This is a genomic window from Ponticoccus sp. (in: a-proteobacteria), from assembly GCF_048381735.1.
This window is the reverse complement of the sequence record NZ_JBLXGL010000003.1, coordinates 262,156-283,588: the sequence shown is the minus strand read 5'-3', so window position 1 is coordinate 283,588 and position 21,433 is coordinate 262,156. Positions and strand designations below refer to the sequence as shown.

The window sequence follows — 21,433 nt, the reverse complement described above, 5'->3', positions numbered from 1 at the left end:
CCCGCAGAGCCGGCCGAGGAAGGACCCGAGATGACAAAATATGAACGAAGACCGGAAGTTATCCACAGTCTGACGCCCGAGCAGTACCGCGTCACGCAGGAGAACGGGACAGAGCGTCCGGGCACCGGCGAATTCCTGCACAACAAGCAGGCCGGGCTATATGTGGACGTGGTGTCGGGCGAGCCGCTCTTTGCCAGCGCCGCGAAATACGAATCGGGCTGCGGCTGGCCCAGCTTCGTGAAGCCGGTGGAGCCGGACAACGTTGTCGAGCTGCGCGACATCACGCATGGCATGATCCGTACAGAGGTCCGCTCGCGCCATGGCGACAGCCACCTCGGCCATGTCTTCCCGGACGGGCCGGTGGATCGCGGCGGGCTGCGCTACTGCATCAACTCGGCCTCCCTGCGCTTCATCCCGAAGGACGAGATGGAGGCCGAGGGCTACGGCCAATACATCGACCAGGTGGAGGACATCGAATGACGAAACGTGCCGTTCTGGCCGGGGGCTGCTTCTGGGGCATGGAAGAGCTGATCCGCAAGCTGCCGGGGGTCGAGGCGACCCGCGTCGGCTATACCGGGGGCGACCTGCCCAACGCGACCTATCGCAACCACGGGACCCACGCGGAGGGGATCGAGATCCTCTACGACCCCGAGCGCATCACCTACCGCCGCCTGCTGGAGTTCTTCTTCCAGATCCACGACCCGACCACGCTGAACCGGCAGGGCAACGATCTGGGGCTGTCCTACCGCTCGGCGATCTACTACGTCGACGAAGACCAGCGGCAGGTTGCGCTGGACACGATTGCCGATGTCGAGGCCTCCGGCCTCTGGCCCGGCAAGGTGGTGACAGAGGTCGAGCCGGTGGGCGATTTCTGGCAGGCCGAGCCCGAGCATCAGGATTACCTGCAACGCTATCCGGGCGGCTATACCTGCCATTTCCCGCGCGCGGACTGGGTTCTGCCAAAGCGCGACGCGGCGGAATAGGCGCCCACGCGGGGCGGTGCGGGCCCTGCGGGTGCGATGAAGGGGCCGCCGGCGCTGCCGGCGAGCGGGTGGCCGGTTTCCGGGCGCCGGGGCCGAGTAGCCCGGCGCTGAAATCCGGTCCGGTGCCTGCCTTCCGGCGGGCGCGCGGCTGCGAGTGTCGCGGCGCCGTTTCGGACCGTCGAAACCGGCAGGCTGCCAAAACGCTTGCCGGTGCAAGTCGGGGGACGCGGGCGATGGGATCGCCCGCCGGGCCGTCGGCCTGCTGGGCCGGGGCGGTGGGCCGCGCCCTCTGCCCGGCCTTCCCGGCGGGCCTGTCGCGGGGCCTCCTCGCCCTTGCACCGGTCAGTGACGTCACGTTTCGCGGTGACAAGCGCACCGGTGCCGTGGAAGGGTCCGCCCAGACGCGAGGGAGGCACACGACATGACCCACTATCCGCATCTTCTGGCTCCGCTGGATCTTGGTTTCACCACGCTGAAGAACCGGGTCCTGATGGGATCGATGCACACCAACCTCGAAGAGCGCGGTGACTGGAACCGCGTGGCCGAGTTCTACGCCACCCGCGCCCGTGGCGGGGTCGGCCTGATGGTGACGGGCGGCATCGCGCCGAACCGCGAGGGCGGCGTCTTTCCCGGGGCTTGTGGGCTGTATACGCCCGAGGATGTGGCCAACCACCGGATCGTCACCGACCGGGTTCACGAGGGTGGCGGCAAGATCGCCATGCAGATCCTGCACGCCGGGCGCTATGCCTACGGACCCGACTGCGTGGCGCCCTCGCCGGTGAAGTCGCCGATCTCTCCCTTCCCGCCCAGGGCCCTGGACGAGGCGGGGATCGAGAAGCAGATCGCCGATATCGCCACGGCCGCCGCCCGGGCCCGCGAGGCGGGGTATGACGGGGTCGAGGTCATGGGGTCAGAGGGGTATTTCCTGAACCAGTTCCTTGTGACCCATACCAACAAGCGCGAGGACCGCTGGGGCGGATCCTACGAGAACCGCATGCGGCTGCCGGTCGAGGTGGTGCGCCGGGTCCGCGAGGCGGTGGGCGAAGATTTCATCCTGATCTACCGGCTGTCGATGATCGACCTCGTGCCCAATGGCTCGACCCACGAAGAGGTGGTGAGGCTGGCGCAGGCGGTGGAAGCGGCGGGGGCCTCGATCCTCAACACCGGCATCGGCTGGCACGAGGCGCGGGTTCCGACCATCGCCACATCGGTGCCGCGCCGGGCCTTCGCATGGGTGACGCAGAAGCTGATGGGCAAGGTCGGCATCCCGCTGATCACCTCGAACCGGATCAATACGCCCGAGGTGGCAGAGCAGGTGCTGGCCGAGGGCTGCGCCGACATGGTGTCCATGGCGCGGCCCTTCCTCGCCGATCCGGACTTCGTCGCCAAGGCAGAGGCCGGGCGGCCCGACCTGATCGCCCCCTGCATCGCCTGCAACCAGGCCTGTCTGGATCACACCTTCCAGGGCAAGGTCTCGTCCTGCCTTGTGAACCCGCGGGCGGGTTTCGAGACGGAGCTGGTTGTGACGCCTGCCGAGGTCTCGAAGAGTGTCGCCGTGGTGGGGGCGGGGCCTGCGGGCATGGCGGCGGCGATCACCGCTGCCGAGCGCGGGCACCGGGTGACGCTGTTCGATGCGGCGCAGGAGGTCGGCGGGCAGCTGAACATGGCCAAGGTGATCCCCGGCAAGGAGGAATTCCACGGGCTGGTGGACTGGTTCCGGGCCGCGCTGGAGGCGGCGGGCGTGACGCTCGAGCTTGGCCGCCGGGTGGAGGCCGGGGATCTGGGCGGCTTCGACGCGGTGGTGGTGGCGACCGGCGTGCTGCCGCGCGATCCGGGCATTCCGGGGCAGGATCACGGCTCTGTCCTGGGCTACGTGGATGTGCTGCGGCACGGCGCCGAGGTCGGCAAGCGGGTCGCTGTGATCGGTGCGGGGGGCATCGGCTTTGACGTGTCCGAGTACCTGGCGACCGGCGACAGCCCGACCGAGAGCCTGCCGGACTGGATGCGCGAATGGGGCGTGACCGATCCCGAAGCGGCGCGCGGCGGGCTGGCACCCGCAGGACCACAGCCGGAGGCGGCGGAGCGGGCCGTGGTCATGCTGCAGCGCAAAGCCGAGAAGCCGGGCAAGCGGTTGGGCAAGACCACCGGCTGGATCCACCGCGCGGCACTGAAGATGAAGGCGGTCGAGATGCGGTCCGGGGTGAATTACGAGCGCATCGACGATGCCGGGCTGCACGTCAGCTATGGCGCGGCGCGCGAACGGCCCGAGGTGATCGCCTGCGATACCGTGGTGCTTTGCGCCGGGCAGGTGAGCGAACGGTCGCTGGCCGATGCGCTGGAGGCGCAGGGTGTGGCCTGTTACGTGATCGGCGGCGCCGACGTGGCCGCCGAACTGGACGCCAAGCGCGCGATCGACCAGGGCGTGCGGCTGGCCGCCGCGCTCTAGCTCCGGCGGGCGGGCGCTGTTTGCCTGCGGCAAAGGCGCCCCGCCCACCGTCCCACAGGGCGCTTTGGCGGCGCGGTGGCGGGGCTGGCGGGCCGGGGATGCCTCCGGCGGGGATATTTCGGGACAGAAGAGGCCCGGGCGCGCCGGAACGCGGGCCCGGGCTTTGCCTTGATCTGGCAGGCAACCGGCTGAAGGGCGATTTGGACAAGAGCAAGATCGCCAGAGCCAGAGTCCTTTTCTTCTCGACCCATGGGTTCGAGCGATCGGAACTGGAGTTTCCCCGCGACCAGTTGCGCGCCAAGGGGGCCGCGGGTCATGTCGCCACGCTGGGCGGCAAGCCCGTCAGGGGCTGGGAGGGTGACGACCGGGGTCGCGAGGCGGAGGCCGATCCGACCCAATACGATGCCGTGGTGATCCCCGGCGGCCAGATCAACCCGGACCTGCGGCGCGTGGAAGAGCCGGTGCTGGCGCTGGTGCGGGCCTTTGCCAAGGAAGGCAGGGTCATTGCCGCGATCTGTCACGGGCCCTGGGTGCTGATCGAGGCCGGGATCCTCTCCGGGCGCGAGGTGACCTCATTCAAGTCGATCAAGACCGATGGCGTCAATGCGGGCGGGCGCTGGATGGACGAGCCCGTGGTCTGCGACAGCGGTATCGTCACCAGCCGCAAGCCCGAAGACCTGAAACACTTCGTGTCGAAGATCGTCGAGGAAATCGAGGAAGGCCGGCACAACAGGAAGGCAGCCTGAGGCGCGCCGGGTCCGGAAGGGGCCGGGGGCGGCGCCCGGGACATCCCGGCGCCGCCCCTTTTGTCATTCGACGATAATGGTGATGACCTCGGACATCACCGGGGTGCTGTGCGGCACATGGCCCGCGTCGCCCAGAACCAGTTGCAGACTGTGCTCCCCGGGATCGAGGTCCACCGTGACCTCGGTCTGGCCGCCGCCGAAGTGGCGGTGATGATCGTCGGCGGGCAGGCCGTTCATCAGCTCTTCGGCGCCCTCCTCGCCTTCGCCCAGCGGCGGGCGGTCGATCAGAAGATGGTGGTGACCGGTCATCTCCTTCTCTGTCCCGGCGGGGGCGACGCCCATGCCCCTCAGGCCGAAGACGATGGTCACCGGGCTGCTGACCCTGTCGCCATCGGAGAGATTCGCGAAATAGACGCTGGCGTCCTCTGCGGACGGGGTCGGGCCGCCCTGCTGGGCCCAGACGGGCAGGGCAAGGGCCATTGCCAGGGCGGCGGCCAGGGGTCGGATCGGCATGGGGAAACTCCTCCTTTGCATGGATGTCTTCGTCGGTGTCGCGCAGTCTAGCACGGCGCCGGTCGTTTCCCTGTCTTAAACAGAGCGCGCAAATACCGTCGTATTGTCCGGCGCGTGCCCAACTGTGGCCCCAGTTCGGCACCATCAAGGGGATCAACGACGCGACTTGAAGGAGACCGGCATGGATCGACTGACCGAGATGGAGGCCTTTGCCACGGTGGTGGATCAGGGCGGCTTCACCGACGCTGCCAAGAAGATGGGCATTTCCAAATCCGCGGTGTCCAAGCACGTGTCCTCGCTGGAGGCGCGGTTGGGCGCCCGGCTGCTGAACCGGACCACGCGGCGGGTGTCGCCGACCGAGATCGGGCTGGCCTATTACGACCGCGCCCGGCGCGTGCTGAACGACGCCGGAGAGGCGGACGCGCTGGTGACCTCGATGCAATCGGCGCCCTCGGGGCTGCTGCGGATCTCTGTCGCCACGGATTTTGGCGTGAACCACCTGAGCCCGGTGCTGGGCGAGTTCCTGGCCGAGTTCCCCGACATCACCGTCAACATGGTGCTGAACAACCGCTACGTCGAACTGATCAGCGAGGGCTTCGACATGGCCGTGCGCATCGGCGAGCTGGAGGACAGCACCCTGCGCGCCCGCAAGCTGACAGAGACCACGAAGCGCATGATCGCCGCGCCCTCGTACTTTCAGAAATACGGGCGGCCCGGGCGGATCGACGACCTGAACGCGCATAAGCTCTTGCACTATTCCAACCAATCCTCAGGCAACGTCTGGAAGCTGACCGCGCCCTCGGGCGAAAAGCGCCAGGTGCGCACGGCGGGCTGGCTGACGGTCAACGACGGGCAGTCGCTGCTGAACGCCTGCATCGCGGGTCTGGGGATCGCCTATCTGCCCTCTTACCTTTACGCCGAGGCGATGGAGGCCGGGCTGGTCGAGGATGCGATCCCCGATCTGCCGGTCGAGACACAGGGCATCTACGCGGTCTATCCGCCGGGCCGTTTCACCCAGCCCAAGGTGCGCGCCTTCATCGATTTCCTTGTGCATGCCTTTGCCGAGAAAGGCCCGCACAAGTGGGAATAGCCCCCCGCAGTCACTGAATTCCCCCCGCCCTGTTCAGGGACACCTTGACCCCCGGCCGCCGTGCCGGGGTTTCTTCTGTTTGGCTGGTCAGGCGTGGCGCAGGGTCCGGGCGCCGTCGCGGGCAAAGACGTCACGCGCGCTGGCGAAGCGGTCGAGCGCCTCGCGCGGGGCGGCCTGCTGCAGGGGTGCCAGAGAAGGGGCGCTGTCCGGGCGAGGCGGCTGCGGGTGTGGCTGCGGACGGGGCGGCGCGGCGGGCGTCCTTGTTGCGGCTTCAGGCAATGGCCGGTGCCAGCGCATGGCGTCGTAGGCGTCGTTCAGCGCCGCCAGTTCCCGCGTCGCCGCCTCTGTCCCGTCGCCATGCAGCACGCGGGGATAAAGCGCGCGGACCCGCTTCAGCCAGGTGCGGCGGATGGTGGCGAAATCGTCAAGGCGCGAGACCCCGAGGGTCCGGTATGCCTGTTCGGGAACGCTGCGCCTGCGCATCGGGGCCTCCTTGGTCCTGTCCTCGCCCGAATGATCGGGGTTCCGCCGGTCCTTCGAAAGTGGTTCAAATCTGTCATAAACCGGATGGACAGGGTCGGTCAGGTCAAATCCTGCCACAGCGTTAACGGGGCCGCTGCCACAGCCGGGGCGCCCATGCCCGGCCCTCCCTTCGGGGGCTTTCACGGGGAAGGCCGAGCGTCATACCGCCCGGCGTCACCGGCTACTCGGTGGACAGAAGCACCGCCTCGACCCGGCGGTTGGCCTCGCGCCCCTCGGGGGTGAGGTTGCTGGCGACCGGGGCCATGTAGCCCGCGCCCTCTGCCGCGATCTGCGCCGGGTTGGTGCCGCGGCGCTCGCGCAGGTAGCGGACGGCGGATTGGGCGCGGCTTAGCGATACGGCGCGGTTGGCGTCGAGAGAGCCGGTGGCATCGGTGTGGCCCACGATCAGCACCTTGCGGTTCGGGTTCAGGGCCAGCCAGTCGGCGATCGCGTCCAGCGAGGCGATCTCTTCGGTGCCCAGTTCCGAGGACCCGAAGGCAAAGACCACGTCCGACAGCACGGCAAAGCCCTGCTGCTCCAGCTGTCCGGGGATATCGCCGGGCGTGCCCAGCGGGCGCGGCGACAGGGGCGCGGTGCCGGGGCTGGCGCTGGCCTCGGCGCCGACGCGGATGATCTGGACGTAGCTCATGGCGCTGTCGCGGCTGGCCAGGACCGAGACGGCGCGCCCGTCCGGCGCAAGGGCCGAAACGAAGTGATAGGCCGAGAGGCTGACGAACATCTCGGGCGGCGGCAGCACCAGTGTGGCAAAGCGGAAGTCGAAGCCGCCGCAGGCCCGTGCCGGACAGTCCAGCAGGATTTCGAAGCCCGAGGCCCGCAGCGTGTCGCGGATCGGCGCGGCAAGCTGAAAGGGCGTGCGCTCGGCGCCGGGGATCTGCCAGGCCTCGACGCTGACACGGCCCTCGGCGCGGCGCACCGGCAGGGCGCCGTCCGCAAAGGGCCCCGTGGGCAGGGCATAGGCGCCCGGGTCCTGAACGGTGGCAAAGCCCCGTTCCGCGCCTTCGGGCAGGGGCAGGTCCTGCGCGGCGGCGCCGCCCGCCATGACGGCGCAGAGCGCGAAGGCCCTAGCGCGCCTGCGCGTGATAGTCGTCATTCGGTCGCATATCGGTGGCCGACGCCACGCGGTTGCTCATGTTGAAGAAGCCCGCGACATTGGCGATGTCCCAGATGTCGCGCTCGGAAAAGCCCGCGTCGCGCAGGGATTCGCGGTCGTATTCGCCGATCTCCGCGCTGTTCTTCGTCATCTTCTCGGCAAAGTTCAGCATGGCGCGCTGCCGGTGTTTCAGGTCCGCGACGCGCCAGTTCATCACCAGCATCTCGCCCAGCTTCGGGTCGCCCGACAGTTCGCGCACGGCGGCGCCATGGGCGGTCAGGCAATAATAGCAGCGGTTCACGGAAGAGACGACAACGGCGATCATCTCGCGTTCCAGCTTGCTCAGCCCGCTGTCCGCCAGCATCAGCTCGTTGTAGAGGCCTGAAAAGGCGTTCAGCTTGTCGATGTCGAAGGCATGGGCCTTCAGGACATTGGGGACCATGCCCAGCTTGTCCTGACAGATGTCGAAGAATTTCTGCGTCGGCTCGGGCAGCGGGTCGACCATCGGCAGGTTCAGCGCGGTGGGAAGGGTGTCGTCGGTCACGGGGTCTCTCTGTCTGCGTCCTTCAGGATGCGGTAATGGTAGTGCCCGGCGCGCGCCATGTTCAAGCTGTCGTAAAGCCCCGCCGCGCGGTCGTTTGCCTGCGTTACCAAAGCGGCGATCTCGGTCGCGCCGTGGTCGCGGGCCCAAAGCGCGGCGCTGCGCATCATCCAGCCGCCCAGGCCCTTGCCGCGATGGGCGGGCGCGACCTCCAGCGCATGCACCATGGCAAGGCCGTCGTGGATGGCGCAGAACCCGGCGCCCGCGGGGCTGTCGCTGACCCGCCCGAACAGGCCGGTCTTCGGCCCCGTCACGCGGTTCATGACGCGCTGGCGGCCCTCGCCGATGCCGGCCTCCTGCCACAGCTCGCGCATGATCGCCAGCGGCTCCCAGATGGTGAAGGCGCAGACCCGGGGCAGGCGCTTGTCGCAGAGCGCCTCGATGGGGGCGATGCGGATGTCGGTGGGGTCGGTCAGGGTGTATCCGGCACTGGCAAGGGCGCTGTCCAGCGCCTCGTCGCCCGGACGGATCTGGAAAAGCGGCGGCTGGCCCATCAGCTGCATGGCCTTCTCGGCGGCGCCGAGATCGTCGGCCTGCCACGCGGCCCGGGCCGTCGCGGCAGAGACCCGCTTGCCGCCGCCTCGGCCCTCGCGCAGGGTCCACGGCCCGGCCTCGACAAGGCTGGCGGCGGGCCATGTGGCCTGTATTGCGTCGAAAAGGCGGCGGGTCTCGGCGGGCATGGTCACCGGGTCACTGGGGCGGTCCCTCCGGTTATGGGACGCCCGCGCGCCGCTGTCCATCGGGTTACGCCCGGGCGTCCGGGAAAAGCGCCGCAAGCCGTGTCATCGCGGCGTCGATGCGCGCCCCGTCGGTGCCGCGGCAGACCACGTTGGCGCCGTAGACGCCGTCCTTCTGGAACGGGTAGGAGCCGAACTGAAGATCGTCGAATTCCGCCGCCAGCGTGGACAGCGGCCCGGCGATATCGCCCTCGCCGCGCTGGATGCGCAGGGTCTGCGACAGCAGCGGCTCGCCCCCGGTCAGCGTCGGCAGGACGCTGGCCACCATGGCCTGAAAGACCGCGGGCACCCCGGCCATGACATGCACGTTGCCGATGGTGAAGCCGGGCGCGATGCTGACCGGGTTCTCGATCAGGATGGCGGTGTCGGGGATGCGCGCCATGCGCTGGCGGGCGGCGTTGAATTCGGACCCCTGCCGGTCGTAATGCGCCTGCAACAGCGCGCGGGCGTCGTCGCGGATGCCGATCGAGACGCCGAAGGCCTCGGCCACCGCGTCGGCGGTGATGTCGTCATGGGTCGGCCCGATCCCGCCCGAGGTGACGACGGTATCGTATTGCGCGCGCAGAGCGTTCAGCGCGCCCACGATGGCGGCATGGTCGTCGGACACCATGCGCGCCTCGCGCAGGTCGATCCCGTGCTTGGTGAACTCCTGCGCGAGAAAATGCATGTTGGAATCGCGGGTCCGGCCAGAGAGGATCTCGTCCCCGATGACAAGCATGGCGGCGGTCGGGTTGGGCATGGCGGCTCCTTGGCCTTGGATGCGTTACGGTATAGGGCCGGGGCCATGCGCTTTCAAACCGATCTGGTGCCCGCGCGGCTGATCCGCCGCTACAAACGCTTCCTCGCCGACTGTCTTCTGGACGACGGGCGCGAGGTCACGGCCCATGTGGCCAACCCCGGCTCCATGCTGGGGCTGAAGGACGAGGGGCAGCGCATCTGGCTGGAGCCCAACGACGACCCGAAGAAAAAGCTGAAATGGGCCTGGCGGCTGGTCGAACATCCGGGCGGGCATTTCACCGGCGTCGACACCGGCGTGCCCAATCGGATGCTGAAGGCCGCGCTGATGGCCGGAGAGGTGCCGGGCCTGCAGGGCTACGACCTGGTCCGCCCCGAGGTGAAATACGGCCGGAACAGCCGCATCGACTTCCTGCTGACGGGCGGCGGCCCCGAGGCCTATGTCGAGGTCAAATCGGTCACGCTGTCCCGCACCCCCGGCCTTGCCGAGTTTCCCGACAGCGTGACCGCGCGGGGCGCCAAGCACCTTGCGGAACTGGCGCAGGTGGCGGGGCAGGGCGCCCGCGCCGTGATGCTCTACCTCGTGCAGCGCACCGACATCACCGCCGTCACTCTCGCCGCCGACCTCGACCCCGCCTACGCGCGCGCCTTCACGCAGGCGCAGGCCGCAGGCGTCGAAGTCCTCGCCTTCGGCTGCCGGATCACGCCGCAGGGCGTCACCCTCGGCACGCCGCTGCCGTTCCGGGCGCCCTGACCCCGGGCCCCCGTTTTCCTGACCCCGGGCCCCGGTTTTCTTCTGTCCCGAAATATCCCGGGGGAGGCCGAAGGCCGGGGGCAGCGCCCCCTCCGACGGGAACGAAAAAGGCGCCCCGCATCGGCAGGGCGCCCTCGTCTCACGATCCCGGAAAGGTTCAGACCTTCAGGTTCGGGATGATCTGCTTCTTGCGGCTCATGATACCCGGCAGCACAACCGTGTCGCCGGTGACCGTGGCGCCAAAGCTCTTCTCGGCCACGCCCTTCACCAGGTCGTTCGGCACCAGCAGCGTGGCCTCTTCCTTCAGGATGTCCACGACAAACAGCAGCACCTGGTCGACGCCATCCTCGGCGGCGACGGTCTTGAAGCTCTCCATCAGGCTGTCCTTGCGGCCCAGCGGGATCTCGGGCGCGGTGGTCTCCAGCACCGAGACGCGGAACTTGGTGCCCTCGACCGCGTATTCCTTGCTGTCCATGCGGATCAGCTCGGCGTCGGAGAAGGCCGAGACGTCGGATTTGGCGGCGAACATCTCTGCGGCGAAACCCGAAAGGTCGACGCCCAGGTCCGCGGCCAGGGCCTCGGCGACGGCGCGGTCTTCAGGCGTCGTGGTGGGCGAGCGGAATTCCAGCGTGTCGGACAGGATGCAGGTCAGCATCGCGCCCTTGATGGCCCGGGGCGCCCGCGCGAGGTCGGCGCCGATCATCTTGTGCATGATGGTGGCGGTGCAGGCCAGCGGCTCGATGCGGATGTCGATGGGGCCCTTGGTTTCCAGCCCGCCGACCAGCTTGTGGTGGTCGATGATGGCGCGGATGTCGGCGCTGTTGATCGAGGCGGGCAGTTCCGCGGGGTTGTTGGTGTCGACGATCACCACCGGCGCATCCGCCTCGACGTCGCCGATGATCTCGGGCTTGTCGAGACCCCAGTGCGTCAGCATGAAGGCGGCCTCGGTGTTGGGCTCGCCCAGCAGGACGGGCCTGGCCGCCTCGCCCTTGATCTCGTTGAGATACCAGGCCCAGATGATCGGGCTGCCGGTGCTGTCGGTGTCGGGGCTCTTGTGGCCGAAAACCTGGATGGTCATGGAAAGTCCTCGTTGACGCGGAATTTGCGCGCCTTCTAACGAGGGCCGTGCGCCTTGTCACCCCGCTGCGGTGGGGTGCGACCATGCTGCAGGGGGCGGGAAAGCGGCTTCAAAGCCGCTTTCAAGGCGCTTCGAAGCGCCTTGCCCCATGCCTCAGCGGGGGTGCGGCAACTCGGCCCTTGAGTAGGGCCGCCAGTCCTCGATCTCGGGGTAGTGGCGTTTGCGCCAGGCCCGCACCTTCGGGTTCATCACCCGGCGCCAGAGCGGCGGCACCATGGCCGCGACGGCCATGACCGGGTAGCCGTAGGGCAGTTGCGGCGCCTCGTCCTCGGGGTAGGTCTGCAACAGCGGAAAGCGCCGGTCGGGCTTGTAATGGTGGTCCGAGTGCCGTTGCAGGTTGATCATCAGCCAGTTTGTCGCCTTGTGCGCGGCGTTCCACGAATGGCGCGGCAGCACGTGTTCGTAGCGGCCCCCGCCCAGGTGCTTGCGGGTCAGCCCGTAGTGTTCGACGTAGTTCACCACCTCCAGCTGCCAGATCGCCACGCCGGCCTGGATCAGGAACAGCCCCAGCCCGCCCCAGCCGCCGACCAGCAGGGCCAGCGCCAGCATCCCGGCCTGAAGCCCCCAGTACAGCCAGAACGGGTTGCGCCGGTGCCACCACGGCAGGCCGCGCCGGGCCAGCAGGTCGCGTTCCGCACGGAAGGACGACAGCAGGCTCTGGCGCAGCACGCGCGGGTAGTAGCGGTGAAAGCCCTCGTTGTAGCGCGCCGTCACCGGGTCGCGCGGCGTGCCGACATAGCGGTGATGCACCAGCAGATGCTCGGACCGGAAATGCGAATACAGCACCATGGCCAGCAAGAGGTCGCCCAGCAGCCGCTCACGCCGGTTGCGCTGGTGCACCAGCTCGTGCGCGTAGACGATGCCCACGGTGCCGGTCATCACGCCGGTGCCGAAGAAGACGCCGAATGTCTCCCAGCCGCCAAGGTGGTCGGCGCGGGTCACGTACCAGATCAGCCCGAAGAGCGTCGCCGCCTGCAGGGGCACCCAGACCTGCGTCAGGGCGCGATACCAGAACAGCTGCGCTTCGGTGGTCTCCAGGTCGGCATTCTCGCCGTTCAGCCCCACCGCAAGGTCGATGGCGGAAAACAGATACCAGGCGCAGAGCGGCGCCAGCACCACCCACCAGCCGCCCAGAACGGCGCCCAGCCAGACCAGCGGGATCAGCACGAAGGACAGGGTGAAGGGCAGCGCGGCGGTCAGTCGGGCGACCTGTGCGGCGGGGATCATCGGCTTGTCCTTCATGCGCTCCATCCTAACGCTGCCTGCTCCAGGCGCCTTGCGCAAGATCAAAGGCCTTGCGCATCACCGTTGGCAGATCGGCGGGGCTGAAATCGGGCGCTTCGATGAAATCTCCGCGATCCGGGGCGCGTTCCATCGGCACCAGCGCGGTCTTCACCGTCAGCCGCAGGTGGAAATGGGTGAAGGTGTGGCGCGCCTCTTCGCCCAACGCGCGCCACTCGGCGCGGATCGGCGGCGCCTCTGCCGGGGCGTCGCCCCAGTCCGACCCCGGCCAGCCCAGCATCCCGCCCAGAAGCCCCTTGTCGGGCCGCCGCTCCAGCAGCCACGCGCCATCCACGCGACGGGCAAGGTAGGCGATGCCGTGGCGCGTGGGCTTGCGCTTCTTCGGCGCCTTCTTCGGCAATTCCGCCATGGTCCCCGCCGCCCAGGCCGCGCAGGGCGCGCGCCAGGGGCAAAGCCCGCAGGCGGGGCGCTTGGGCGTGCAGATCGTGGCGCCGAGGTCCATCACCGCCTGCGCGTAGTCGCCGGGTCGGGCCAGGGGCGTCAGCGCGGCGGCATAGTCGGTCAGCATCGGCTTGGCCTGCGGCAGGGGGGTGTGCTCGTCATGCAGCCGCGCCATGACGCGTTCGACATTGCCATCCACCACCACCTGCGGGTCGTCGAAGGCGATGGCCGCGACGGCAGCGGCGGTATAGCGGCCCACGCCCGGCAGGGTCAGCAGCGTGGCGTGATCCTGCGGAAACTGCCCGCCGTAGTCCCCGGCCACCACCCGCGCGCATTTCAGCAGGTTGCGGGCGCGGGCGTAGTAGCCAAGGCCCGCCCATGCGGCCATCACGTCCTCGTCGCGCGCCGAGGCCAGGGCGGTCACGGTCGGCCAGCGTTCGGTGAAGGCCAGGAAGTAGCTCTTCACCGCCGCGACCGTGGTCTGTTGCAGCATGATCTCGGACAGCCAGACGCGGTAGGGATCGGGCCGCACCCCCGCCGCCCGGGCGCGGGGGCCCGTGCGCCAGGGCATTTCGCGCGCGTGGCGGTCGTACCAGTCGAGCAGGTCGAGGGGGTCGGCGGATGACACGCGAAAAGGCTCCGGTTGCGGCAAGACTGGACTGGCGCGGCAGGGCGCGCGCCCACTACAATAGCGGCGACAGGAGAGATTCAAGCCATGACCCAGCGCCGCGGCACCACCTACGGCTTTGCCCGCACCTCGAAGCTGCTCGAAACCCGCGTCCGCAACGCCTCCGAGACGCGCGGCTTTGCCCAGTCCCGCGTGCTGACCCACTGGGAGGAAATCGTCGGCGCCGACCTCGCCGCCATGTCCCGCCCGGTCGAGGTCAGCTATGGCCGCGGCGGCTTTGGCGCCACGCTGACGGTGCTGACGACCGGCGCCATGGCCCCCATGGTCGAGATGCAGCGCGAACAGATCCGCGCCAGGATCAACGGCGTCTACGGCTACAACGCGATTGCCCGGGTGCGCGTCACCCAGACCGCCGCCACGGGATTCGCCGAGGGGCAGGTGGACTTCCAGCACCGGCGCGCGAAACCCGTTCAGCCCGATCACGCGCCGGAAATTCTGCGTGAGGTGCGGGCCAGTACGGGCGAAGTGGGCGACCCGGGCCTGCGTGCGGCGCTTGAACGCCTGGGGGCAAACGTCATATCCAAGGGCAAGCGGCGTTAGCGCCGACCCATGGATTTGCAAGGAACGAGGCGAGCGATGAAGAATTCCCTGACGGCGGGCGCGGTGGCGCTGACCCTGATCGGCGGCGGCGCGTGGTACATGACGCAGGGCTCCGGCACCGCCCCGGGCGCACAGATCGCCCTGCCGGGCGCCGCCTCGGCGCAGGAGGCCGGAGAGGTCGATACCTCCGCCATCGTCGAGATGACGCTGGGCGCCGAGGACGCGCCGGTCGAGGTGATCGAATACGCCTCTTACACCTGCCCGCATTGCGCCACCTTCCACACCTCGGTCTTCAAGCAGCTGAAAGAGAACTACATCGACACCGGCAAGGTGAAGTTCACCTACCGCGAGGTCTATTTCGACAAATACGGCATGTGGGCCTCGCTGATCGCGCGCTGCGGCGGCGAAGAGAAGTTCTTCGGCATTACCGATCTGGTCTACAAGGGCCAGCAGGACTGGGCGCGCGGCGGATCGGACGAGGCCATCGCGGAATCCCTGCGCAAGATCGGCCGCCTCGCGGGCCTCGGCTCGGAAGAGCTGAACGCTTGCCTGACCGACAGCACCAAGCTGCGCAGCCTCGTGGCCTGGTATCAGGAAAACGCGACGCGCGACGACATCTCGTCGACGCCCTCGTTCATCGTCGACGGCACCAAGCATTCGAACATGAACTACGCCGACTTCTCGGCGCTTCTGGACGAACGCCTGGGCGAATGACCTCGGCACCGCGCGGCCCCCTCGAGGGGGTGAAGGTCATCGAACTGGCGCGCATCCTGGCCGGCCCCTGGGCCGGTCAGACGCTTGCCGACCTCGGCGCCGATGTGCTGAAGATCGAAAGCCCCGAGGGCGACGACACCCGCCGCTGGGGGCCGCCCTTCGTCGAGCGCGACGGGGATCGCAGCGCCGCCTATTTCCATGCGTGCAACCGGGGCAAGCGGTCGGAATGCGTGGATCTCGCGTCAGAGGCCGGGCAGGCCCGGATGCGCGAGCTGGTGGCCGATGCCGACATCCTGATCGAGAACTTTAAGGTCGGCGGGCTGGTCAAATACGGCATGGATTATGCCACGCTGTCGCAGGTCAACCCGCGGCTGATCTACTGCTCGATCACCGGCTTCGGGCAGGACGGCCCCTACGCCCACCGGGCGGGCTACGATTACATCATCCAGGGCATGTCGGGCTTCATGTCCGTGACCGGCGATCCCGAGGGCCAGCCGCAGCGCGCGGGCGTGGCGATCACCGACCTCTTCACCGGGCTCTACTCGGTCTCGGGCATCCTCGCCGCCCTGCACCAGCGCGGGCGCACGGGCCGCGGCCAGCACATCGACATGAGCCTGATGGACTGCGCGGTCACGGCCATGGCGAACCAGTCGCTGAACTACCTCGCCACCGGCACGCCGCCGGGCCGGACGGGCAACTACCACCCGAACCTGACGCCCTACCAGGTCTTCGACTGCGCCGACGGGCATATCATCATCGCCACGGGCAATGATGCCCAGTACCGCCGCCTCTGCGGCATCCTCGGGCTGGAGGCCCTCGCAACGGACCCGGCCTACCTGACCAATGCCGACCGCATCGCCAATCGCGACACCCTGACCGCCCGCCTGACCGGGGCCACGCGAAGCCTGACCCGCGACGCGCTGCTGGCCGCCTGCGAGGCAGAGGGCGTGCCCGCCGGCCCGATCAACGACATGGCGCAGGTCTTCGCCGACCCGCAGGTGGTGGCGCGGGGCCTTCAGATCGCGCCCGAGGGCATCGCGGGCGTCCGCGCCCCCTTCCGCTTCTCTGACGCGGATCTCGTGCTGGACCGCGCCGCCCCGAAACTGCCGAAGGGCTGAAGGGGCCGGGCGGCCAGCAGCCCTCGCAGGAACCAAAGAAGCCCGGCCCAGCCAATCGCCCTGCCGATCCCTGCGGTCACGCCCCGCAGCGTCTTCTCTGCAAAGATACTCAAAAGGCAGGCGCGCCACGGGCGGGACATCCGCCAGGCACACGCGCCCCCATGCTTCTCTTTGGCCCAAATACCCCTTGACCGGGGGCGGCAGGGAACAGGCCAGCCTGCCTGGCGCATCCCCGGGCTTCTTCTTGGCCCAAATACCTCTGCGCGCCGCCCGAAAACGGCGCGCCCCTCGCGGTCAGGCGCGGTGATCGACCACCATCAGGTGCTGCGCCAGCCGCTGCACCTCCTCCAGCCAGCCCTGCACCAGCTTCGGGTCCGAGGGCGCCGCCGTGACGCCCGCAGGCACCGCCCGCGCCAGCACCGCCTCGACCGCCAGCGAGACCGGCACCGAGACCAGCCGCCCCATGGCATTGCCGCGTGCGTCGCCCCAGGCGTCCATGACGTAGGTCTTGTGCCAGACCGGCGCGCCTTCGCGCTCGGCCTTCAGGTCGACGCAGAGCACCACGCGGTCCGGCTCTCCGGGGCCGTAGGCGTTCTCGGCCAGCAGCTGGTCGGCGATCTCGGCCAGCCGCGCGTCAGAGGCGGTGGGCGCCTCGGCGAAGATCTCCTTCCACGCTTCCGCCCAGCCGTTCAGGCGCATGGTGCCGCGCACGAAGTCCTTCACCTGCCAGTCCTCGCCAAAACCGTATTCCGCCATGAAAGGCAGGGAATCGCGGTTCGGGTAGACCTCGAAGCTTTCCGGGACCGGCAGCGGCGCATCGAAGCGGGTCAGCGCGTCCCAGGGCCGCGAGACCTCGAGCAGCGAGAAGTTGCGGATCGACCGCGAGGGGGAGCGCAGCGCCTTCAGCACGCCCACCGGCGCCCAGGAGAACTTGTAGCGGAAGGCATTGGGCTCTTTCGGGACGCCGCCGCAATAGGACAGGAAGGACACCGCGTTGGTCTTGTCGAAGGCGGGCGAGGCCTTGTAGTCGGCCATCAGCGCATGGGCCATCAGGTGGTCGATGCCCGGGTCGAGGCCGACCTCGTTGACCAGGCGCACGTCCGCTGCCCTGGCGCGGGCGTCCAGCGCCCGCATCTCGGGCGCGATATACGACGACGATACGAACTGCGCACCGGCCTCGATGGCCAGTTCCGCCAGCGGCACATGCCAGTCGGCGGGCAGCATCGAGACGATGACGTCACCCGCGCGGGCCTCGGCCCGCAGGGCCTCGATGTCGAAGGTCCGGATGGCGTCGGTCAGGTCGCCCACGGCGGCCTGCGCCTTGTCCAGGGTCCGGTTCCAGACGGTGACGGGGTGGCCGGCCTCGATCAGGCGGCGCAGGCCGGGGACGGCGGACAGGCCGGTGCCGCACCAGTGGATGGTCATGTCGTTGCCTCCTTCAGATGGGTGTCGAAGAGCGCCTTCGCCCGGCCCCAGACGCCCTGATCCAGCCGGTCGAGCGTTTCCAGATGGGGCAGAAGCTGCGCGGCGAAATCCAGCGAGGATTCGCGCGGCAGCAGCGAGGGCAGGTTGTCGATGGCCATGACGTCCAGCGGGGGATCCTCATGCGCGCGCAGCGCCGGTTCCTCCCAGGAGGTCGCGCGGTCGTAGACCTTGATCGGGGAGAAGGCGCTGGTCGGGTCGCAGGCAATGTCGCCGATGACGCTCAGGCGGCGGTCCGCCCCGCGGGCCCCGGCGGGCACGAAGACCGGGCAGCCGGGCTGGGCGAGGATGCAGTTGAGGAAGACCTCGTGCTCCAGCACCTCGGGGAAGGGCCCGCCCGAGGCGGTCTCGGCCATGTCCCAGTCGGTGGTGGTCACGCCCATGGCGGCGCAGAGATCGCGCGCGCCGGAGCCCACGCGCCCCAGCGCGCCGATGACAATGGCGCGGGGCAGCGGCGAGGCGCCCTGAAGCGCGGCGCGCAGGTCGCGTTGCAGGGCGGCCTCGTCGGGCCAGGCACTGACCGGCGGGCAGAGCGCGCCCTGCCGCTGTGTGGCCCAGGCCAAGAGCGAGACGGCGGCACCGGCGTAGCCCGCCCAGTAGCCGAAGGCGGCGACCCGGCGGCCGTTCTCGTCCAGCAGGTATTCCAGATCGTAGAGTGTCCCGCCGCCCTCGGCGAAGCGCTTCAGCAGGCGCTGCCCGTCTGGCTGGCCCTTGTAGGCGTGGCCGAAGAGGATGTGCCGGTGGCGCAGGGCCGTGCCGTCGTCGGGCAGCTCTTTCAGGCCGAAGACCAGCGCGTCCTCCGGCGCGCCGGGCCAGGAGGCCTCGGGCACGATGGTGGCGCCAGCCTCGGCATAGGGGGCGGTGGGCAGGATGCGGGTCGGGCTGTCCTCGAGCGTGACCTGCGTGCCGCGGGCGACAAGGCGCGCCACACCCTCGGGGGTGATGCCGACGCGTTCCTCGTTCGGGCGGGTCTCGGCGCGGATCCAGAGATGGGTCATGCGGGATCTCCTTTCGGTCGAGGCAGAGGGGACAGGTTGCCCGGGGCGGAGGCAAGGGCTTTCGAAAGCCCTTGCAAAATTCTTCGAAGAATTTTGCCCCTCACAGGTGGCTGCGGGCGTGCTGCCGTTCCGGCGTGTCGAGGTGCGGCAGCGCGTTGAACTGCGTCAGCGCAAGGCCCGAGGGCAGCGGCTGGATGCGGTGCACCGAGGAATTCTCGATGGCGAGGCAGCAATGCGCCATGGCGGGCAGGTCCAGTCCCATGACGATGCGCATGGCCATGCCGATCAGCCCGCCCGAGGTCACCACCAGCGCGCGGCCCTCGCCTGCGGCGATCTCTTCCAGCACCGCGCGGGTGCGGGATTCGAAGGCCTGGAAGGTCTCGGGCGCGCCCTCGATCCGGCCGTCGCGCCAATGGGCGAAGAGCACGGGCAGGTGGCGGACGAAGGCCTCGCGGTCGGCGGGCATGGCGATGGCGTGCTGCTCTTCCAGCATCTGCGCCATGTGGAAATAGGTCAGCTCGTTCAGGCGTTCGTCGCGCATCGGCGCGGTCGCGCAATCGGCGGCGATGGCCTCGGCGGTCTCGACGTGGCGGCGCAGGGTGCCGGTGTAGACGCGGGCAAAGCGCTCTCCGGCCTGCCGGAAGTAGCCGCCCAGCCAGCGCCCCTGTTCCCACCCCAGCGGGCTGAGCTTGTCATAGCCCGCCTCGTCCCGGGAGGCAGAGTTGGCCTGTCCGTGGCGGACGAGGGTGATGAAGGACATGGGACCGCCTTTCGCTTCTGTGCCGGGGCGGTCTTACGGGGCGTGGCGCGGAAAGAAAAGGCGGCGCGCCGGTTGCAACGGCGCAGAGGTATTTGAGGACCGGAGAAGATCCGGGCGTGGCGCGCTCCGGCGGCCCTTGGTCACTCTGTGGCGGGAGGGCAGGCCTGCGCCCCGGTGCCGGTCCGCAGGGCGCCGTCCACATGCAGGGTGCGCGTGGGGAAGGGGATGTCCACGCCGGCGCTGTCGAGCGCCTCTTTCACCGCGCGTTTCATGTCGGCCTGGTACTGGAAGTAATCGTCGGTTGCGACCCAGGCGCGGACGAGGAAATCCACCGAGCTGTCGTTGAGCGCATTGACCTGGATGAAGGGTTCGGGCTGCGCCATCGAGCGCGCGTCCGCCATGACGGTCTCGCGGATCACCTGCTCGGCCTTTGCCAGATTGGCGCCGTAGCCCACGCCGAAGGTCCATTCGGCGCGGCGCTCGGGATAGGCGGAGTAGTTCTCGATCACATTGCCCCAGACCGCGGCGTTCGGGACGATGATCTGCACATTGCCGAGGCTGGCCAGTTCGGTGGTGTTGAGGGTGATGTCCCTGACGGTGCCCATCTCGCCGCCGACCTCGACGAAATCGCCGATCTTGATGGGGCGGAAGACGATGATCATGACGCCCGCCGCGACATTCGACAGGGTGCCCTGAAGGGCCAGGCCCACCGCGAGACCGGCGGCGCCGAGGGCGGCGATGATCGAGGTGGTCTGGACGCCGAAGGTGTTGAGGATGACCAGCGCGGCAAGGGCCAGCACGGTGTAGCGCGCGAGGTTGCCGAGGAAGTGGAAGAGGGTGACGTCCATCTTCGGATTGCTCTCGCCGATGGCGCGGATGCGCCGCCGGACCCAGCCCGCGACCATGAAACTGACGGCCAGCAGCAGAAGCGCCGCGACCACATTCCCCAGCGCCTGCGCGAGGAATTCCAGCGTCAGAAGGTCCGATAGCGAGGTTCCGTTGACGAGTTCTGTGGTCATCAGCGCGTTCAGCCGGTCCATGGTGTTGTCCCCCTTGTCGGTCTGCGCTCCCAACCCGGGTCCGTGCAAAGGGTTCCCCGGGGCGCGCGGCGGCGGTCTGGCAAAAGCGCCGCCATGGGGTTAAACGGGGGCAGGACAAAGTGGAGCGACCTTGTGAAGATGGACGAAAGCGGGCGGGTCACGCGGGACGGCATCCGCATCTACGAACCGGGCGATTTTGCCGGGATGCAGCGGGCGGGGGCGCTTGCGGCGCAGATCCTCGACGCGTTGCCCGAGCGGATCTTCGTCGGGCAGACCACCGAGGCGATCGATGACTATATCCGCGCGCGGGTCGAAGAGGCCGGGGCGATTTCGGCCACGATCGGCTACAAGGGCTATCAGCATGCCTCCTGCATCAGCGTGAACCACGTGGTCTGTCACGGCATTCCGGGCGGCAAGACCCTGAAGGACGGCGATATCCTGAACGTCGACGTGACGGTGATCGTGGACGGCTGGTACGGCGACACCAGCCGGATGTACGTGGCCGGAAAGCTGCCGCGCAAGGCCGAGCGGCTGATCCAGGTGACGCATGACGCGCTGATGGTAGGGATCGAGGCGGTGAAGCCCGGCAATACCTTCGGCGACATCGGCCATGCCATCCAGAGCTTCGTCGAGGGGCACCGCATGTCCGTGGTGCGCGATTTCTGCGGGCACGGGCTGGGGCGGGTGTTCCACGCGCCGCCCAACGTGCTGCATTATGGCCGCGCGGGCACCGGGCCGGTGCTGGAAGAGGGCATGTTCTTCACCATCGAGCCCATGGTGAACCTCGGCCGTCCCGAGACCAAGGTTCTGGCCGACGACTGGACGGCGGTGACGCGCGACAAGTCGCTGTCGGCGCAGTTCGAGCATTCGGTCGGCGTGACGGCGGAGGGCTGCGAGATCTTCACGCTGTCGCCCGGCGGACTGTTCCACCCGACCTACGGCTGATCCAGGCGCTGATCGGGCGCCCGATCCCGAGGCGCGCCTTGCGGCGCAGAGGGTCGATTTGCGTTCAGGCCACGCAGGCCCCGGGGAGG

General features: G+C 68.9%; 23 protein-coding genes. 10 read left to right on the top strand and 13 right to left on the bottom strand.

All coding sequences use genetic code 11. The annotated features are described in order from the left end of the window. Positions 1-30 precede the first annotated feature (30 nt). The 4 genes from msrB to ACN5KJ_RS08425 all read left to right on the top strand — a co-directional run bounded on the left by msrB (position 31) and on the right by ACN5KJ_RS08425 (position 4,175). Complete coding sequence (msrB, locus tag ACN5KJ_RS08440; RefSeq protein ID WP_347165753.1) at positions 31-480, top strand: peptide-methionine (R)-S-oxide reductase MsrB; 450 nt, start codon at positions 31-33, stop codon at positions 478-480. Next, positions 477-983 (top strand): peptide-methionine (S)-S-oxide reductase MsrA, encoded by a 507-nt coding sequence (gene msrA, locus ACN5KJ_RS08435; protein WP_418593285.1) that lies wholly within the window; start codon positions 477-479, stop codon positions 981-983. Before msrB ends, msrA begins: the two co-directional genes overlap by 4 nt. 421 nt (positions 984-1,404) lie before the next feature. Then, positions 1,405-3,429, top strand: a complete 2,025-nt coding sequence (locus ACN5KJ_RS08430) for an FAD-dependent oxidoreductase (protein ID WP_418593284.1) — start codon at positions 1,405-1,407, stop codon at positions 3,427-3,429. A gap of 200 nt (positions 3,430-3,629) precedes the next feature. Further along, entirely contained in the window at positions 3,630-4,175 is a 546-nt protein-coding gene (locus ACN5KJ_RS08425; protein WP_418593282.1) for a type 1 glutamine amidotransferase domain-containing protein, read from the top strand. 63 nt (positions 4,176-4,238) lie between these two features. Here ACN5KJ_RS08425 and ACN5KJ_RS08420 read toward each other — a convergent pair whose 3' ends face one another. Continuing rightward, positions 4,239-4,688: a DUF4399 domain-containing protein gene (locus ACN5KJ_RS08420; RefSeq protein WP_418593280.1), complete on the bottom strand. Its 450-nt coding sequence runs from the start codon at positions 4,686-4,688 to the stop codon at positions 4,239-4,241. Positions 4,689-4,869: 181 nt separating this feature from the next. Here ACN5KJ_RS08420 and ACN5KJ_RS08415 point away from each other — a divergent pair, with 181 nt between their 5' ends. Next, complete coding sequence (locus ACN5KJ_RS08415; RefSeq protein ID WP_418593279.1) at positions 4,870-5,778, top strand: LysR family transcriptional regulator; 909 nt, start codon at positions 4,870-4,872, stop codon at positions 5,776-5,778. Positions 5,779-5,865: 87 nt separating this feature from the next. Here the strand turns inward: ACN5KJ_RS08415 and ACN5KJ_RS08410 are convergent, their stop codons facing one another. The 5 genes from ACN5KJ_RS08410 to ACN5KJ_RS08390 form a co-directional block, all read right to left on the bottom strand. Beyond that, a complete protein-coding gene (locus tag ACN5KJ_RS08410; protein WP_418593277.1) occupies positions 5,866-6,261 on the bottom strand; it encodes a J domain-containing protein in 396 nt (131 codons plus the stop codon). 220 nt (positions 6,262-6,481) lie between these two features. Next, on the bottom strand, positions 6,482-7,411 hold the full coding sequence (locus tag ACN5KJ_RS08405; RefSeq protein WP_418593275.1) for an OmpA family protein: 930 nt from the start codon (positions 7,409-7,411) through the stop codon (positions 6,482-6,484). Continuing rightward, entirely contained in the window at positions 7,383-7,955 is a 573-nt protein-coding gene (locus tag ACN5KJ_RS08400; protein ID WP_206565692.1) for a peroxidase-related enzyme, read from the bottom strand. The genes ACN5KJ_RS08405 and ACN5KJ_RS08400 overlap by 29 nt, the downstream gene beginning before the upstream one ends. Continuing rightward, complete coding sequence (locus ACN5KJ_RS08395) at positions 7,952-8,692, bottom strand: GNAT family N-acetyltransferase (protein ID WP_347165746.1); 741 nt, start codon at positions 8,690-8,692, stop codon at positions 7,952-7,954. The genes ACN5KJ_RS08400 and ACN5KJ_RS08395 overlap by 4 nt, the downstream gene beginning before the upstream one ends. Positions 8,693-8,756: 64 nt before the next feature. Next, positions 8,757-9,488 (bottom strand): molybdopterin-binding protein, encoded by a 732-nt coding sequence (locus tag ACN5KJ_RS08390; RefSeq protein ID WP_206565690.1) that lies wholly within the window; start codon positions 9,486-9,488, stop codon positions 8,757-8,759. A gap of 45 nt (positions 9,489-9,533) precedes the next feature. Here ACN5KJ_RS08390 and sfsA point away from each other — a divergent pair, with 45 nt between their 5' ends. Further along, entirely contained in the window at positions 9,534-10,238 is a 705-nt protein-coding gene (gene sfsA, locus ACN5KJ_RS08385) for a DNA/RNA nuclease SfsA (protein WP_347165744.1), read from the top strand. A gap of 157 nt (positions 10,239-10,395) precedes the next feature. Here the strand turns inward: sfsA and ACN5KJ_RS08380 are convergent, their stop codons facing one another. From ACN5KJ_RS08380 to mutY, 3 genes are all read right to left on the bottom strand, one after another. Further along, positions 10,396-11,316, bottom strand: coding sequence for a manganese-dependent inorganic pyrophosphatase (locus tag ACN5KJ_RS08380; RefSeq protein WP_418593273.1), 921 nt, complete (start codon positions 11,314-11,316; stop codon positions 10,396-10,398). 153 nt (positions 11,317-11,469) lie between these two features. Continuing rightward, positions 11,470-12,603, bottom strand: coding sequence for an alkane 1-monooxygenase (locus tag ACN5KJ_RS08375; protein WP_418593569.1), 1,134 nt, complete (start codon positions 12,601-12,603; stop codon positions 11,470-11,472). A gap of 25 nt (positions 12,604-12,628) precedes the next feature. Then, positions 12,629-13,687 carry an A/G-specific adenine glycosylase gene (gene mutY, locus ACN5KJ_RS08370; protein ID WP_418593271.1) on the bottom strand — a complete coding sequence of 353 codons (1,059 nt, stop codon included), beginning with the start codon at positions 13,685-13,687 and terminating at the stop codon, positions 12,629-12,631. An 87-nt stretch (positions 13,688-13,774) separates the two neighbouring features. Between mutY and ACN5KJ_RS08365 the strand changes: the two genes are divergently transcribed. The 3 genes from ACN5KJ_RS08365 to ACN5KJ_RS08355 are packed head-to-tail and all read left to right on the top strand — an operon-like array spanning position 13,775 to position 16,119. Next, positions 13,775-14,287, top strand: coding sequence for a DUF721 domain-containing protein (locus ACN5KJ_RS08365; protein WP_418593269.1), 513 nt, complete (start codon positions 13,775-13,777; stop codon positions 14,285-14,287). A gap of 36 nt (positions 14,288-14,323) precedes the next feature. Beyond that, positions 14,324-15,001: a DsbA family protein gene (locus ACN5KJ_RS08360; RefSeq protein ID WP_418593268.1), complete on the top strand. Its 678-nt coding sequence runs from the start codon at positions 14,324-14,326 to the stop codon at positions 14,999-15,001. Continuing rightward, positions 14,998-16,119 carry a CaiB/BaiF CoA transferase family protein gene (locus tag ACN5KJ_RS08355; protein WP_418593266.1) on the top strand — a complete coding sequence of 374 codons (1,122 nt, stop codon included), beginning with the start codon at positions 14,998-15,000 and terminating at the stop codon, positions 16,117-16,119. Before ACN5KJ_RS08360 ends, ACN5KJ_RS08355 begins: the two co-directional genes overlap by 4 nt. A gap of 294 nt (positions 16,120-16,413) precedes the next feature. Here the strand turns inward: ACN5KJ_RS08355 and ACN5KJ_RS08350 are convergent, their stop codons facing one another. The 4 genes from ACN5KJ_RS08350 to ACN5KJ_RS08335 form a co-directional block, all read right to left on the bottom strand. Then, positions 16,414-17,544 (bottom strand): saccharopine dehydrogenase C-terminal domain-containing protein, encoded by a 1,131-nt coding sequence (locus ACN5KJ_RS08350; protein WP_418593264.1) that lies wholly within the window; start codon positions 17,542-17,544, stop codon positions 16,414-16,416. After that, positions 17,541-18,599 (bottom strand): saccharopine dehydrogenase, encoded by a 1,059-nt coding sequence (locus ACN5KJ_RS08345; RefSeq protein WP_418593263.1) that lies wholly within the window; start codon positions 18,597-18,599, stop codon positions 17,541-17,543. The genes ACN5KJ_RS08350 and ACN5KJ_RS08345 overlap by 4 nt, the downstream gene beginning before the upstream one ends. Positions 18,600-18,699: 100 nt before the next feature. Then, a complete protein-coding gene (locus tag ACN5KJ_RS08340; RefSeq protein ID WP_418593261.1) occupies positions 18,700-19,359 on the bottom strand; it encodes a histidine phosphatase family protein in 660 nt (219 codons plus the stop codon). Between the two features lie 140 nt (positions 19,360-19,499). Beyond that, on the bottom strand, positions 19,500-20,399 hold the full coding sequence (locus ACN5KJ_RS08335; protein WP_418593259.1) for a mechanosensitive ion channel family protein: 900 nt from the start codon (positions 20,397-20,399) through the stop codon (positions 19,500-19,502). Positions 20,400-20,492: 93 nt separating this feature from the next. Between ACN5KJ_RS08335 and map the strand changes: the two genes are divergently transcribed. Beyond that, positions 20,493-21,344, top strand: a complete 852-nt coding sequence (map, locus tag ACN5KJ_RS08330; protein WP_418593258.1) for a type I methionyl aminopeptidase — start codon at positions 20,493-20,495, stop codon at positions 21,342-21,344. The last annotated feature ends 89 nt before the right edge of the window (positions 21,345-21,433 follow it).